16 protein-coding genes are annotated in these 14,057 nt (G+C 66.8%); 1 reads left to right on the top strand and 15 read right to left on the bottom strand.

The annotated features are described in order from the left end of the window. Positions 1-9: 9 nt before the first annotated feature. Positions 10-450, bottom strand: a complete 441-nt coding sequence (locus ACS5NL_RS11910; RefSeq protein WP_439354005.1) for a hypothetical protein — start codon at positions 448-450, stop codon at positions 10-12. Positions 451-631: 181 nt separating this feature from the next. Between ACS5NL_RS11910 and ACS5NL_RS11915 the strand changes: the two genes are divergently transcribed. After that, positions 632-1,870: an MFS transporter gene (locus tag ACS5NL_RS11915; RefSeq protein WP_439354006.1), complete on the top strand. Its 1,239-nt coding sequence runs from the start codon at positions 632-634 to the stop codon at positions 1,868-1,870. A gap of 19 nt (positions 1,871-1,889) precedes the next feature. Here ACS5NL_RS11915 and ACS5NL_RS11920 read toward each other — a convergent pair whose 3' ends face one another. The 14 genes from ACS5NL_RS11920 to flgK form a co-directional block, all read right to left on the bottom strand. After that, the gene (locus ACS5NL_RS11920) at positions 1,890-2,270 is read right to left on the bottom strand and encodes a hypothetical protein (protein ID WP_439354007.1); all 381 of its coding nucleotides are present in this window, start codon (positions 2,268-2,270) and stop codon (positions 1,890-1,892) included. Between the two features lie 21 nt (positions 2,271-2,291). Beyond that, complete coding sequence (locus ACS5NL_RS11925; RefSeq protein WP_439354008.1) at positions 2,292-2,690, bottom strand: VOC family protein; 399 nt, start codon at positions 2,688-2,690, stop codon at positions 2,292-2,294. 12 nt (positions 2,691-2,702) lie between these two features. Next, complete coding sequence (locus tag ACS5NL_RS11930) at positions 2,703-2,918, bottom strand: hypothetical protein (protein ID WP_439354009.1); 216 nt, start codon at positions 2,916-2,918, stop codon at positions 2,703-2,705. Then, on the bottom strand, positions 2,915-3,556 hold the full coding sequence (locus tag ACS5NL_RS11935; RefSeq protein WP_439354011.1) for a LysE family translocator: 642 nt from the start codon (positions 3,554-3,556) through the stop codon (positions 2,915-2,917). Before ACS5NL_RS11935 ends, ACS5NL_RS11930 begins: the two co-directional genes overlap by 4 nt. 7 nt (positions 3,557-3,563) lie before the next feature. Then, on the bottom strand, positions 3,564-3,845 hold the full coding sequence (locus tag ACS5NL_RS11940) for a hypothetical protein (protein ID WP_439354013.1): 282 nt from the start codon (positions 3,843-3,845) through the stop codon (positions 3,564-3,566). Between the two features lie 109 nt (positions 3,846-3,954). Beyond that, the gene (locus ACS5NL_RS11945; protein WP_439354015.1) at positions 3,955-4,509 is read right to left on the bottom strand and encodes an isochorismatase family protein; all 555 of its coding nucleotides are present in this window, start codon (positions 4,507-4,509) and stop codon (positions 3,955-3,957) included. A 52-nt stretch (positions 4,510-4,561) separates the two neighbouring features. Next, complete coding sequence (locus ACS5NL_RS11950; RefSeq protein ID WP_439354017.1) at positions 4,562-5,767, bottom strand: tetratricopeptide repeat protein; 1,206 nt, start codon at positions 5,765-5,767, stop codon at positions 4,562-4,564. Further along, a complete protein-coding gene (locus ACS5NL_RS11955) occupies positions 5,764-6,879 on the bottom strand; it encodes an AAA family ATPase (RefSeq protein WP_439354019.1) in 1,116 nt (371 codons plus the stop codon). Before ACS5NL_RS11955 ends, ACS5NL_RS11950 begins: the two co-directional genes overlap by 4 nt. Before the next feature lie 13 nt (positions 6,880-6,892). Next, the gene (locus tag ACS5NL_RS11960) at positions 6,893-7,981 is read right to left on the bottom strand and encodes an AAA family ATPase (RefSeq protein ID WP_439354020.1); all 1,089 of its coding nucleotides are present in this window, start codon (positions 7,979-7,981) and stop codon (positions 6,893-6,895) included. Positions 7,982-7,987: 6 nt separating this feature from the next. Continuing rightward, the gene (locus tag ACS5NL_RS11965; RefSeq protein ID WP_439354022.1) at positions 7,988-8,359 is read right to left on the bottom strand and encodes a hypothetical protein; all 372 of its coding nucleotides are present in this window, start codon (positions 8,357-8,359) and stop codon (positions 7,988-7,990) included. Between the two features lie 367 nt (positions 8,360-8,726). Next, positions 8,727-9,488, bottom strand: a complete 762-nt coding sequence (gene queC / locus ACS5NL_RS11970) for a 7-cyano-7-deazaguanine synthase QueC (RefSeq protein WP_439354024.1) — start codon at positions 9,486-9,488, stop codon at positions 8,727-8,729. 116 nt (positions 9,489-9,604) lie between these two features. Next, entirely contained in the window at positions 9,605-10,861 is a 1,257-nt protein-coding gene (locus ACS5NL_RS11975) for an HDOD domain-containing protein (protein WP_439354026.1), read from the bottom strand. Positions 10,862-10,880: 19 nt separating this feature from the next. Further along, entirely contained in the window at positions 10,881-12,113 is a 1,233-nt protein-coding gene (gene flgL / locus ACS5NL_RS11980) for a flagellar hook-associated protein FlgL (RefSeq protein WP_439354027.1), read from the bottom strand. A gap of 17 nt (positions 12,114-12,130) precedes the next feature. After that, positions 12,131-14,044: a flagellar hook-associated protein FlgK gene (gene flgK / locus ACS5NL_RS11985; protein ID WP_439354029.1), complete on the bottom strand. Its 1,914-nt coding sequence runs from the start codon at positions 14,042-14,044 to the stop codon at positions 12,131-12,133. Positions 14,045-14,057: the final 13 nt, after the last annotated feature.

Below are 14,057 nucleotides of genomic sequence, written 5' to 3' on the forward strand. Positions count from 1 at the left end.
GGGTTCAGTCTAGGCCGCGCGCGGGTACTGCAACTCGGCCCGCAGGCCCGATCCGTCGGGCCGGCGTTCGTTGACGCTCACCCGCACCCCCGACCGGTCTTCGCGCACCACCAGCTCGACCGCGCCGCCGTGTTGCAGCGCGTGGTCGATCAGCTGGTCGATTTCCTGGCGCATCGCCAGCACCTGACCCGGAACGCGGTGCGTGGGCACGCCGGTGCGTCCGCCCGCATCGACCAGCAGGCGCACCCGCTGGCCGCGCGCATGCCGCTCCGCCACCAGACCGACCACCAGGGCACCGAGGTCCGGTGGGTCCTTTTTCACCTCGGCCGCGGGTCTGACCACCAATGCGCGACTGGCCGCCTGCCTGGGCAGGCGCGGCAGCGGGGGCTGTGGCTTCGAACGCCACAGCGCCGAACGCAGTTCTTTCAGGAGGGAATCGAGGGCGGACATGGTGCGACCCAGTGTAGGAATCGCGGCGCGGCGAATACGCCGGAGTTGCGGGGAAAAACCCGTCCATTCCCGCGGCTCGGGCAGGCCATGGACCAGAACAACCGAGGGTTTCTACCGAGGTCTCGCACCCGGCGCTGGCAGACCTGTCAGCATCGCCGCTGATTTTTCAAAGTCCCATTCCGTGCAAGCCTCTGCCGCCGATACCCGCCATTCCGCCCTTCCCGCTGCTCCGACCACCCGCCCCGGCCCGGCCATGTGGGCCATGGGCATCGGCGCCTTTGCCATCGGCACCGGCGAGTTCGTCATCATGGGCCTGCTGCCCGAGGTCGCGAAAGACATCGAGGTCACCATCCCGCAAGCCGGCCACGTCATCAGCGCCTATGCGCTGGGCGTGGTGATCGGCGCGCCGGTGCTGGCCGTGGCGGCCGCGACCTGGGGCCGCCGCGCGCTGCTGGTGGCGCTGATGCTGGCCTTCGCGCTCGGCAACTTCGCCACCGCCGCGGCGCCGGGCTACCTCTCGCTCAATGCGTTGCGTTTCCTGACCGGCATGCCGCACGGCACCTACTTCGGCGTGGCCGCGCTGGTGGCCGCTGCCCTTGCCCGGTCGGACCAGCGGGCGCGCGCCATCGGCCTGGTGATGAGCGGGCTGACGCTCGCGACGCTGCTGGGCGTGCCGCTGGCGGCCTGGCTGGGCCAGCACTTCGGCTGGCGGGCCGCCTTCGTGCTGGTCGGCGCCATCGCCCTGCTGGCCGCCGGCCTGATCCACCGCCACCTGCCGGTCATGCCCGCGCCCGCCGGCGCCAGCCCGCTGCGAGAGCTGGGCGCGCTGCGCAACAAGCAGGTCTGGCTCACGCTGGGCATCGCAGCGATCGGCTTCGGCGGCCTGTTCTCGGTGTTCAGCTACGTCAAGCCGACCATGATCGAGGTCGCCGGCCTGCCGCTGGCGGGCGTGCCGGTGGTGCTGGCGATGTTCGGCCTGGGCATGGTCTCGGGCAACGTGCTGGGCTCGCGCCTGGCCGACAAGGCGCTGATGCCGACCGTGGGCGGCATGCTGGTCTGGTCGATCGTGGTGCTGCTGGCCTACGTGTTCACCGCGCAGCACGTGGTGCTGGGCGCGATCAACGTCTTCCTCATCGGCACCACGGTCGCGATCGGCCCGGCGCTGCAGATCCGGCTGATGGACGTGGCCGGCGAGGCGCAGGTGATGGCCGCGGCGCTCAACCACTCGGCCTTCAACACCGCCAACGCACTGGGCGCCTGGCTCGGCGGGCTGGCGATCAGCGCCGGCCTGGGCTGGACCTCGACCGGCTGGGTCGGCGCCCTGCTCGCGGCGGCGGGCCTGGGCATCTTCGGCTGGGCGCTGGCCGATGCGCGCCGGCATCCGGCGCCCAAACACCAGGGGCCGGTGCGGGTGGTGTGAGGCAGATGCTGGGCGGCCGTCAGGCCGCCAGCGTGCCCAGGGCCCAGGCCACCGCGCATCCGATGGCCGTGGCGGCCGCGATCGAACCGATGAAGCTGCGGGTCAGGAAGCCGCCCGCACCGGGCTGGAAGAAGGCACGCAGATCTCCGGTGTAGAGAAAGTACGCCAGCTGCAACACCAGCGGCAGCAGCAGGATCCACTGGCGCGTGTGCCAGCCCAGATCACGGGTCAGGAACAGCACCGCCGCGGACAGCAGCAACAGGGGCACGGCCAGAACGGCCTGCACCACGGGCGCCACGCCGACCTCGCCGCCGGAAAAATGGCTGCGCGTGACCAGCACGATGTTGATCAGGAACGCCAGCACCACGATGCCCAGCAGGTAGAAATACAGAGGGTCCATGGCGGTGGTTTTCCTGGTGGGTCAGTCTGGTTCCGGTGCGTGGCAGGCCACGCACAGCTTGTTGCCTTCGGTGTCGCGGAAATAGGCGCCGTAGTAATGCGCGTGGTACTCGGGCCGCAGACCCGGTGGCCCTTCGCAGCGTCCGCCATGCGCCAGCGCGGTCGCGTGCGCGCGATCGACCGTCGCCCGGTCTTCGGCCAGGAAGGCGGTCATGGACCCGTTGCCTGGCACGTGCGGCTGGCCATCGAACGGTGTGCCGATCAGCAGCAGCGGGCGCGGACCCGGCGACGACTGCCAGCCGGCCCAGGGCTTCTCGGGCTCACAGAAACGTTCCGCCACACCCAGCACCGGCATCAGCGCGCGGTAGAACGCCAGGGCACGGGGGAAGTCGGACACGCCGATGAAGAGGTGGGAGAACATGCGCCGCTCCGCTCAGGCTCGCCAGAAATACGGCACCGCGGCGATCGCCACACCGACCAGCAGCGTCGGCAGTGTGCCGTGGACAAAAAACGGGAACACCATCAGCGCCACGCCACTGACCAGCGGAGAAATGGCGCGCTGCTTGCGCCCGTACAGGGCGTAGCCGGCGCCCAGTGCGCCGAAGAACACCGACAGCAGCAGCGAAGCGGTGTCGACGTCCGGGCTCATGACAGCATCGCCTTGGCACGCAGTTCCCGCAGCGTCGCGACCAGCAGGCGCAGACCGAAGGCCCCGACCAGCGCACCCGCGCCGCGGTTGAACGCCCCGCGCCAGCGCTGGTAGCCGGACTGGATGCGGCCGTGCGAAAACGCCAGCGCGAGGAACACATGCCAGACCACGGCGTTGAACCAGACCAGCGCCACCGCACCGGCCAGCACCGCCACGCCCGGCGAGGGCGGCAGCGCGGTCGCGAACACGCTGCCGAAGAACAGCGCGGTCTTGGGGTTGAACACATTGGTGATGAAGCCCATGCGGAACGCGGCGGCGCGGCTGGTCGTCACCGCCGTGACCTCCTGCGCCACCGCCGCCGGCGAGCGCCAGAGCTTCCAGGCCACGTAGCAAAGATAGACACCGCCCGCGATCTGGAACGCCTGGCGCAGCGCCGGATGCGCCGAGAACACCGCGCCCATGCCCAGGATCGCCAGCGAGGCCCAGAGGAAGGTGACGGTCGTGATGCCAGCGACGGCCGCGAGCGACACGCCGCGCGCACTGCCCGCCGCCAGCTGCGCGATCAGCACGAAATTGACACCGGGCGTGGCGAGCACGACCCAGTGCAGAACGGCGATGGTGAGGAAGGTGGACAACATGGTGGGGTCATTCTCCCAGCAACCGCGTGACTTCGTGGAGCGCCGCCTCGCGGAACACCTGCCAGGGGCAGTCTTGCGCGAACACGTTCAAGGCATGCACTGCCTCTTCTGTGTTCCCCGCCAGCATCAGGTCGTCCGCCTTCACCGCAGCGGCCATCCAGGCTCGCTCCCAGTCCAGCTCGTTGGCGCGCAGGTCGAGCACGACCTCGGCAAACTGCTCCGGTGTCAGCTCGGTGGGCAGCGGATTGCCATCGAGGCAACGCGCCACATGTTCCTGCAGCCGGGTCAAGTTCTCCGGCAAACACCGGCGGGCATCTCGTCGCGGTCGTGGTTCGCCAGACCGTGGAACCACTCGGTCGACGCCTTGAGGCGCGTTTCTTCGGCCACACCGTCGATGCTCAAAACGCCAGCTCCGCCGCCGTCACCACCCGGTTCTTTCTGCCCGGGTAGGCCACCCACTGCATCACCACGTTGAGCTCCCGCACGATGTCCTTGGCCTCGACCGTTTCACCGTTGCCCATCGGCATGGTCTTGGCGATGTGGGCGTCGCCGATCAGGCTCAGGTCGTAGCCGCGCTCCAGCGCGCCGTAGGCCGTCGCGCGGATGCACCAGCTCGACACAGCGCCGCACAGCACGAGGTGCGACACACCGCGCGCGGCCAGCTCGGATTCCAGCGTCGTTTTCTCGAACGAGGAATTGAACTGCTTGTAGACACGCACGTCGTTCGGCTGCGGCACCAGCGCCGGCACCCATTGCCATTCGGCGCTGCCCTTGGGCAGTTCCTCGTCGTCGTGCTGCACCCAGACCACGGGCACACCCGCTTCGCGCGCCTTGCGCACGGCGAGTGCGATGTGGTCGATCTGGCGGGAGACATCACCAGCTTCGGCGACAACGCCGACCTGCACATCGACGACAAGCAAGGCGGATTGGGTGCCTGAGCGGATGGTGGCCATCGGAACACTCCAAGGTGAAGACAAGCACAAACGCGCCTGCTGCAGGCCCGCGCTATTCAAAGGAGCGTTTACTGTCGAGAAGCGCCTCCAGGCTTCGAAGCAGCGCGGGTTCCCCTTTTCCATTGATTGGGCCGTTGTACATCACGGCCTTGGACAACCTGGACTGAACTTCCATGATGAAGTCGCTGGGATAGCTGCCCGTTTTCAAACTGTCCAACGCATGCCTGTTGCCCAAAGAGATGGCAATGAGGTAATGTTTGGCAGCCAATCGGTAGTCTCTTGAAGTTCCTTGCCCGTACATGTAGGCAACGGCGAGGTTGTTGTGCCCCGCGGGCTCCCCTGCCTTGGCTGCATAACCCGCGTATTCGAAATATTTCCTGTGATCGATGGGCGCACCATAGGTGCCCTTGGAATAAATAAACGACAACTCGAGAGCACAAAGGCCGGAGCCCTGCTCATAACCTTTCTGGAAGTGCGAAATGGCCTGTCTGAAGTCCTGCGGAACGCCTGGCTCTCCACGAAAGTAGATGGATCCCATCTGGGCATGTGAGAAGCCATGATCGTTGACATTGCCGGCGACCGCCTTTTCATAGTGACTGATTGCCTGTTTGAAATCCGGCGGACTCTGAATCAGGTACGTGGTACCCAGGAGCAGATAGGCACGAGCGAAACCGGACGCTCCAGCGGACTCCATCTGTTCGATCGCTTTGGCCTTTGCGGTTGCTTCCGCGTCCTTCTCGGTTGCCGTGCAATACCCCGCCTCCATCATGGCTTCAATGTTTTTTGGATCAGCCTTGGCAGCTTTGGGGAAGTAGCGGCATGCTTCATCAGCTTTGCCACTTGAATTAAGCATGTAGCCTGCGTTCAACAAGCCATTGACGTTACCCAGCGCGGCCGCCCTTTCATAGTAGGCCAATGCCACGTCGATGCTCGGTGGCACCGAGTTGAGCCGCCCGGCCGTCGGGTCGTGCAGCAACCCCAATTGGTTGAGCGCTCGCGAATCTCCGTCCTCAGCGGCTGCGCGAAGCGCCTGGAGCGCGGCAGCTTCGTTGGCCTTCAGATCTGCATCGATCGTCTTCTTTTCATCTTCGGTGTAGGACATGGGCACCGGCAACAGGTGCAGGTTGTTGCCTGCCGTGATCCAGAACTTGGACCCAAAGACGAACATGGCAAGCGCCAACGGTCCTACCAACCAGGCCAGCCGATAGATCTTGGAATCCAGCCAGGCGCTGGAGTGAGCTTTGAAAATGGCGTTCATGCGTATGCCCTGGAGCGCTCCAACGCGGCGGTGATGTCTGCGTCGCTGATTTCGGTCAGGCTCGCATTGGGGGAAGAGGCGATCCGAAGGGCCTGCTCTTCGCGGGCGCGCTCCAGCAACGTTCTCATTTCGCGCGCATTAGCCCAGGAGCGATCGTTGACACGGGAATCCAACCAGGGGCGCACCAGATCTTTGTAGCCCTGCGGGAGAGTGAACTGCTGCGACGCAGCCATGCTGGCCAGGATGTCCAGCAGCTCGTCTTCCGAGTAGTTGGTGAAGTGCAGTTGCTTGGTGAATCGGCTGGCCAAGCCGGGGTTGCTGTGGATGAACAGCTCCATCTCGCGAGGATATCCCGCAGCAATCACCACGATCCGGCTGCGGTTGTCTTCCATGAACTTGAGCAAGGTGTCGATCGACTCCTGACCGAAGCCCTGACCTCCTTGCGCATCGGAGGCCAATGTGTACGCTTCGTCGATGAACAGCACCCCGTCGAGGGCTTCCTTGCATTTTTCCTGCGTTTTGATCGCAGTCTGGCCGACATAGCCGGCCACCAAAGCAGCACGATCAACTTCGACCACGTGTCCCTTGCGGACCAGCTTCAGTGCCTTGAAGATGTCGCCGAGAATGCGTGCCACTTCGGTCTTGCCAACCCCTGGCGAACCGGAGAACACCATGTGCTGGCTCATGGCAGTGACGCTGAGCCCTGCTTCCGCGCGACGCTGCTCGACCTGAATGCGCGCGACCACGGCGCGAACCTCGTCCTTGACCGCTTGCAAGCCCGTCATGCGGTCCAGACGGTCCAGACAAGCCTGCACCGGGTCCTGCTGATCGGGATCGTCTTCTTCATCGGCTGCGATCTGGATGGGACGCACCGTGCTACCGGCCCGCACTGCATTGCGCGCGTCGATGACAGCGCTGAGTTTCAAGGCAATGTATGTCCCGATGGCCCCCATGGCCAGGATGAGCACGAGCCGGAAGAGGTTGCCCGAGGCCAGCAGGGAGCTCCACGGGTGACTGGCACCGAAGTGAAGTCCCGCCAGCAGCACCAGGAGGGCCAGCACCTGCAGCCCCAGGTAGCCAGCAAAGCTGGCGCGGATGTCCGTGGCTTTCATGTGTTGGGTCTTCCTACAGTTTGGCGATGGCCGACTCGACATCGCCCAGGGTGATTCTCTGAATGGCGTGACCGAAATCTGCGGAAGCGGCCAAGCGGTTGGCCTGCACTTCACAGACCCGTTCAAACAGATTCCGGATGGATCGGGCATTGCCCCATTCGGCCGACTTCATCCGATCGGCCAGCCACGGTTGGAGCAAGCGCTCCAGCCCTGCCTCGCGAAGCTCATATTGCCGTTCCAGGGCGATTTGCCGGAAGATGGCGAGGAGCTCTGATGGGCGGTAGGGCGGAAAGTCGATGGTCTTGGCAAACCGGCTGGCCAGTCCGGGGTTGCTGGAAATGAAACGCCTCATTTCGTTGGAATAGCCCGCCACGATCACAATGATCCGGGAGCGGTGGTCTTCCATGAACTTGAGCAGGACTTCAATGGCCTCTTTGCCAAACCCTCCATCGCCTCCATCCACCAGCGCATACGCCTCATCGATGAACAGGACGCCATCCAGGGCACGCTTGCAGACGGCCAGCGTGCGTTCAGCGGTCTGTCCGACATAGCCGGCAACGAGATCCGAACGGTCCACCTCGACCAAGTGCCCTTTGTCGAGCACACCCAGCGTTCGATACACGGCACCCAGCTGACGCGCGATCTCAGTTTTTCCGACCCCGGGGGGGCCGGTAAACACCATGTGCTGGCTGGTGGCCGTGACGCTGATGTTCTGGAGACGGCGCTGCTGCTCGATTTGCATGCGCGAGATGAGCGAATTGATCTCTCGTTTGACCGAGTGGAGTCCGATCATCGACTCGATCTTCTCGATCGGTTTGTTGGGCGACTCGGACGATGCCGATGTTTCGGGTGTCCAGAAACTGCGCCACACCCCGGTCGCCTCGTGAGGCGTGTCCCGTATCGCCAGGCGAGCGGCGGCGTATGTCAACGCCAACGCCATCACCAACAGCAGCAGCGCAACCACCGTTTTGGTCATGACACCGCTGTAGGTCATGCCGGCCCAGGGCGCCTTTTCGGGTGTCGTGATCCAGACCGTCAGAAAAACTCCGAAAACGGTGACCAGAAGCAAGGGAATGAAGTGGCGGATGGAGGAAGACGTCATGAACGATTACCTGCAGGTGGAACTGACATCCCAGGTCACCGGAATGCTGACGGTGGTCGCCGAGGCGAAGTTCAACTCCATGCCGGGATTCAGCGCCAGGACGCCATGCTCACCGTTGCCCTCGACCACGAGCGTTCCTTTGCCGGTTTGGTAGGGGGCTGGGAAAGGAATGACGAATGCCATCGGCCCCTTGGCAAGCTGGTACCAGGGCGACGTGTATGGACCAGAAGTCACCCGGATCTGCCCCTGGCTCTGGGCAGTCGAGATCAGTGACAGACGGGCGAGCGCCTCCGGGCAAGGGCTCTTGGCTTCTTGATTGGTGTTCGCCATCCCCTTCTGCACCGTCGGACGGAACGCAGCATCCTCTTCAGGCGACATCGGCACAAAGGCGTAGGTGGTTCCAGAAGGGCTCTGGGCTGGCAACGCCTGCGAGGCGGGCGTGGCAGCTGCCGTCGAAACCGGGGAACGGGACGGTGAAGGGAGTGTTGCACTGAGCAGCCCCCACGCACCCAGGGTGATTACCGAAGCAGAACCGCCGATGATGACGCCGCGCCGTCTCGTGGACGGAGGCTGCTGAGGTGGATGTGGCGGACGCGCTCCCTGCTTGAGCGACGTTGCTTGTGCATTCCCACCGGCAGTTTGCGATTTTCCGGGCGCCACGGCAGCCGCCCCCTGATGCTCTGGTTTCACTTCCACTCCCTAGCCTGTCTGACGCGGCCGATTGAGTGAGAAGTATATGTTTTGCCTACAGTCTGACCGCATCCAATGGAGAGCGGTACCGCTCCCACCCCCGAGCCCGCAACTCACACGCCGGGCAGGACCCACATCCATAGCCCCACTCCTGCCGGTGTTCGCGGTCGCCGAGGTAGCAGGTGTGGGTGTGTTCAACGATCAGGTCGACCATTGCCTGGCCTCCTCCGGCCGGCTGCGCGACTTCGCCGAGTTGCTCGGCCATGCGCCAGGTCTGTGCCTTGTCGATCCACATCAGCGGGGTGTCGATCAGGAAGCGGTGGTCCATGCCGAGGCTGAGCGCGACCTGCAGCGCTTTCATGGTGTCGTCGCGGCAGTCGGGGTAGCCGCTGAAGTCGGTTTCGCAGACGCCGGTCACGATGACCTGGATGTCGCGCCGGTAGGCCAGCGCGGCGGCCAAGGTGAGGAACAGCAGGTTGCGGCCGGGCACGAAGGTGTTGGGCAGGCCGCTGGCCTCCATCTTGAAGGCCATGTCGCGGGTCAGCGAGGTTTCGCTGACCTTGCCGAGCACGGCCAGGTCGAGCAGGTGGTCTTCGCCCAGCCGGTCGCTCCAGGCCGGGAACTGTTCACGCAGCTTCTGCAGCACGACCTGCCGCGCCTGTAGCTCGACGCTGTGGCGCTGGCCATAGTCGAAGCCCAGGGTTTCGACGCGCGGATAACGCGCGAGCGCGTGGGCCAGGCAGGTGGTGGAGTCCTGTCCGCCGGAGAACAGGACGAGGGCGCTGGTGTGGTGGGCGGTGCGGGTCGGGGCGTTCATCCGCCGATGGTAGCGGCGGCGCGTTGGGGCCACAGGGCCTGCCGCAGGGCCGCCCCAAGGCAGGACCAGTCCCCTCGGGGGGCAGCGACCCGCGCAGCGGCGGAGCGTGGGGGCCCCTACACCCCGCGCAGGGGGGCTGCCGGTTCCGGCGCCAGGCCGTGGTCGCGGCTGGTCGCGAGCATGCGCAGCAACGCGCGGTTGGCGTGTTCGAGGCTGACTTCGTGCTGCTCGCAGATGCCGGGCAGCGCCTGGATGCTGTCGGCTTCGCCCTGCGCGCGCGCGATGTCCAGCAGCGGGTGGTACGGACCCGCGTGACTGATCAACGCCTCGGCCACCCGGTCGTTGAGCGGCAGGCGGTCGATCAGGTTGGCCAGCGGCTCGTGCATCAGGCGGTCGAGCTGGGCAAAGATGGCGGTGGTGTAGACCTCGGCGCGCAGCTCTTCCTCCGAGCCGGGGTCGAGCAGGTGCTGCGCGAGGCGCGCCCGCATCACCAGCCCGTAGCGCACCGGGTGCATCGCGAGATCGGTGTCGGCGCCGGCCAGCTGGTCGACCAGCCAGCGGTCCAGGGCCGAGAAGCCGAACATCATGATCGCGTGGCGCAGCGAGTCGATTTCGTGGCGGCCGCCGTAGGCCGCGGAGTTGACGCGCGCGAGCAGGCGGTAGACCAGCACCGGGTCCTGGCGCACGTAGCGCTCGATGCGTTCGATCGAGGCGTCCTGGTCGAGCGCCTGCCGCAGCAGCCGGATCACGATCTCGTCGCAGGCGGGCGGCAGGTGGCGGCCGGCGTAGAGCACGTCGTCGTCGGGCCAGCCGAGAATGCCCCAGGCGCCGGCTTCGTCCAGGCAATGGTCGGCCAGGCCCCGGTTGCAGACGTTGCGGTAGATCTGTCCCGGCCGGATCGGCGTCGGGTGGGGCGGCATGGGCTGGCCCTCGACGGGTCGGGAGCGCAGCGCCTCGAGCGCGTCTTCGGCGCTCAGGTGCAGCAGGCTGCGCGCATCCAGCGGGGCGACGAATTCGCGCCGCATCCCGGCCAGGTCACCGCGCCGCAGCAGCGTGTGGCCACGCCGGGTGGCCTGCGAGAGCATGGCCAGGCTCTCGGGGTGTTCGAACAGCACGGCCGGCACTTCGAGCCAGGTGTTGGGCACCGGTGCGCAGCGCAAGGCCTGTTGCAGCAGATCGGGCGAATCGAGCGCCAGCACCAGCACGGGGGCATTGACCGGCCAGTCGTCGCCCAGCACCTGCATCAGGTGCGCGGCATCGACCGAGGCGGGGTCGGTGGGCAGCACCGACAGGCGCACCGCCGCGAGCAGTCGCCGCCGGTTCCAGACCGGCTGGTAGGCCATGGCGACGCTGTCGAGGACGGTGTGGCTCATCGGATGGGCTCGGGTGGGGTCAGCTCACGTACTGGAACAGCGAGAGCTTCTGGATCGAGGCGTAGGACTTCATCGCCGCCTCCAGGCCGACCTGCTGCGACTGGAACTCGGAGATGCCCTTGACCATGTCGAGGTCTTCGAGCGAGGACTTCTCGGCCGTGTGGTCGACCTCGCGGTTGCCCAGCAGATCCGTGATCGTGTCGGCGCGGTTGAGCCATTCGCCGGCCTGCGCACGCGCCAGCAGCACGCGGTCGTGGCCCGCATCCAGCTCGGTCAGTGAACGTCCCAGGTCCTGGGTGCGGCGCGCGTTGTCGCCCGTGTCGTTGGTCGGGGTGCGCAGCGCGTCGATCGCGTCCTGCATGACCTTGAACAGGTCGGTCGGGGTGTCGGCGGGAGTGATGCCGAGCGTGTCGCCGGCCTTCGGTGCGCCGTTGAACTGGAAGGACATGCCGTCGAACTCGACCTGCATGCCGGCGGTGTAGTTCACGCCGGTCTGGCCGGCCACCGGGGTCGCGGTGGTGAGGTCGGTGACGCTGTACTGCATCACCCCGGCGACGTCGGCGAAGTCGATGCGGTAGTCGTGGCCGGTGAGCGCCGAAAGGTCGGACACCTTGCCGATGTCGCTGCGCAGGCTGCCGGTGTTGGCGGCGCCCTGGTCGAGCACGAAGGTGCCGTTGCCCTGGGGCACGCGCATGAAGACGGTGTTGCCGTCCATGGACTGCGGCAGCCGCACATCGGTCGCGGCCTGCTGGCCGCGCTGGCCGTCGAAACGCACCTGCCCGCTGCCGCTGCCGAATTCCTGCACGAACGGCGTGCTCGACCCGCCGAGGCCGCCGAACAGGCTGCGGCCGGCGCTGTCCTGCCGGTTGGCGACGGAGAACAGCTGCTCGCGCAGCCCCTCCATCTGCTTGGCCAGCGCCTCGCGCTGGGTATCGCCATAGGCCGCGTTGCCGCCCGAGACCATCAGGTCGCGCACGCGCTGGATCAGGTCGCCCGCTTCGCCCAGCGCGCCTTCGGCCTGCTGCATCGAGGTGCGCGAGGCGTCGATGGCGCGTTGGTCGGAGGTGATGCGCGAGAGGCGGGTCTGCACCGACTCGGCCAGGGCGGCGGCGACCGGGTCGTCGCTGGCGCGCACGACGCGCTTGCCCGACGAGATGCGCTCCTGCTGGTCGACCAGATCGGCCTGGCGCTTGGTCAGCTGGGCGATGGTGGTGTCGTAGGAGTGGGCGGTGGTGACGCGCATGGGGTTCATGGTGGATCTCCTGGCCGTCAGCGCACGGTCTGCAGCAGGGTGTCGAACATGCCCTGTGCGATCTGCATGTACTTGGCGGCCGCCTGGTAGGCCTGCTGGAACTGCAGCAGGCGCGCAGCCTCTTCGTCGAGGTTGACGCCCGCGACCGCGGCGCGCGCGCTTTCGGCGCTGGACGCCACGCTGCCCGAGTAGTCGGCGGCGAACTTGGCGCCCTGCACGCGCGTGCCCATGTCGGTCAGCAGCGAGGCATAACCTTCGGACAGCGAAGCACCGTCGAAGGTCGCGAGGTCGCGCAGCGCGAGCACACCGACCGCGTTGCCGGCGTTCTGGCGCTGGTCGGCCGATGGCGACGGGGTGACGGCGAAGCTGTCGCCCGCGGCGGGCACGCCGCGCAGGGTCAGGCTCCAGCCGTTGAGCACGATGGGCTTGCCGGGCGTGTAGTTGTAGCTGGCGGGCGGGCCGGCGTTGTCGGGCGGCGGGTTGCCCGGGCCCAGGCCGGTGGCGGTGAAGCTGCCATTGGCCAGGAAGGTCAGCGTGACCGGGTCGGTCAGGTTGGCCGAGGGCGCAACGGGGTACATGCTCTGCACGCTGACGCCGCCGATGTTGCCGCTGGCCGGGCTGACCACCACCGGGCTGGCCACGGCCAGCCGGTCGGCGGCACTGACCGACATCTGCATGTTGCGGGCGACATTGGCGAAGGGCTTGACCAGGAAACTGTCGCCCGGGGCGCCGGCGCCCGCATCGAGCTGGAAGCTCAGGCCATCGAGGTCGGCCGGCAGGCCGGCGAACGAGGTGCTCTCGCCATCGGACAGGCGCACGATGTCGACGCCCGCGGCGGTGAAGTTCAGCTGGTAGTCCGAGGCCCGCAAGGCGGTCGGGTCGCTGACCTCGGCGTGCAGGGTGGCGTTGCCGGTGTTGCTGCCGGCGGCCAGGCCGGCGGCGTCGGCGATCGGCACGAAGAAGTCGGTGCCGGTGTCGCCGCGCAGGTCCACACCCAGCTGGTGTTGCGTGTTGACCAGGGTGTTGGTCGCCAGGGCCATGCGGCCCATCACGTTCTGCACGTCGTGCAGATCGGTGTTGAGGAACTCCAGCACGCCGCCGAGTTCGCCGCCCAGCGCGCTGTCGGGCAGGTCCATCGTGGTGCTGACCGACTGAAACACGATGGTCGGGCGGGAGGCATCGGGGTCGCCCGGCTTCACCGCCAGCGACGAGGCCTTGCTGCCCAGCACCAGCGGCTGGCTGCCGGCGACGAACACGCTGTAGCTGCCGTCGTCGGCCGGCAGCGTGGTCACCTGCACGTACTTGCTCAGCTCGCCGATCAGGCTGTCGCGCTGGTCGAGCAGGTCGTTGGGCGTGCCGACGTCGCCCTGGCTCTCGATGACCTGCTGGTTGAGCTTGGCGATGTCCTTGGCCAGGCGGTTGATGTTGGTGACCGTGTCGCCGATCTGCTGGCGGGCGCTGGACGCGAGCATGTCGACCTGGCCGGCGGTGTCGCGCAGGCGGGCGGCGAATTCTTCCGACTGGCTGAGCACGGCCGAGCGCGCCGCCAGGTTGGTCGGCGAGGTCGACACGTCGGACCAGGCGTTGAGCATGTCGTTGAGCGCCGCGCCCAGGCCGTTCTCGCCGGTCGGGAACAGGTTCTCCAGCTGGTTCAGGCGCGCCAGCCGCTGCGCGTCGGCCGACGACACGGCGCTGGCCAGCTGCGCCTCGCGGGTCAGGTAGGCGTCGTGCGAGCGGGTGACGCTGTCGATCTGCACGCCCATGCCGTAGAAGTTGCCGCCCAGGGTCTGGTACCCGGCGGTGACCATGGACACGTTCTGGCGCGAGTAGCCGGCCGTGTTGGCGTTGGCGATGTTGTGGCCGATGACCTGCAGGGCCGACAGGTTGGCGTTGAGCGCCAGGTTGCCGATGTTGAGGGCCGAGGAAGACATGGTGTTCTCTCAG

Origin of the sequence: Hydrogenophaga sedimenti, assembly GCF_051857515.1 — a bacterium.
Taxonomy (GTDB): domain Bacteria; phylum Pseudomonadota; class Gammaproteobacteria; order Burkholderiales; family Burkholderiaceae_C; genus Hydrogenophaga.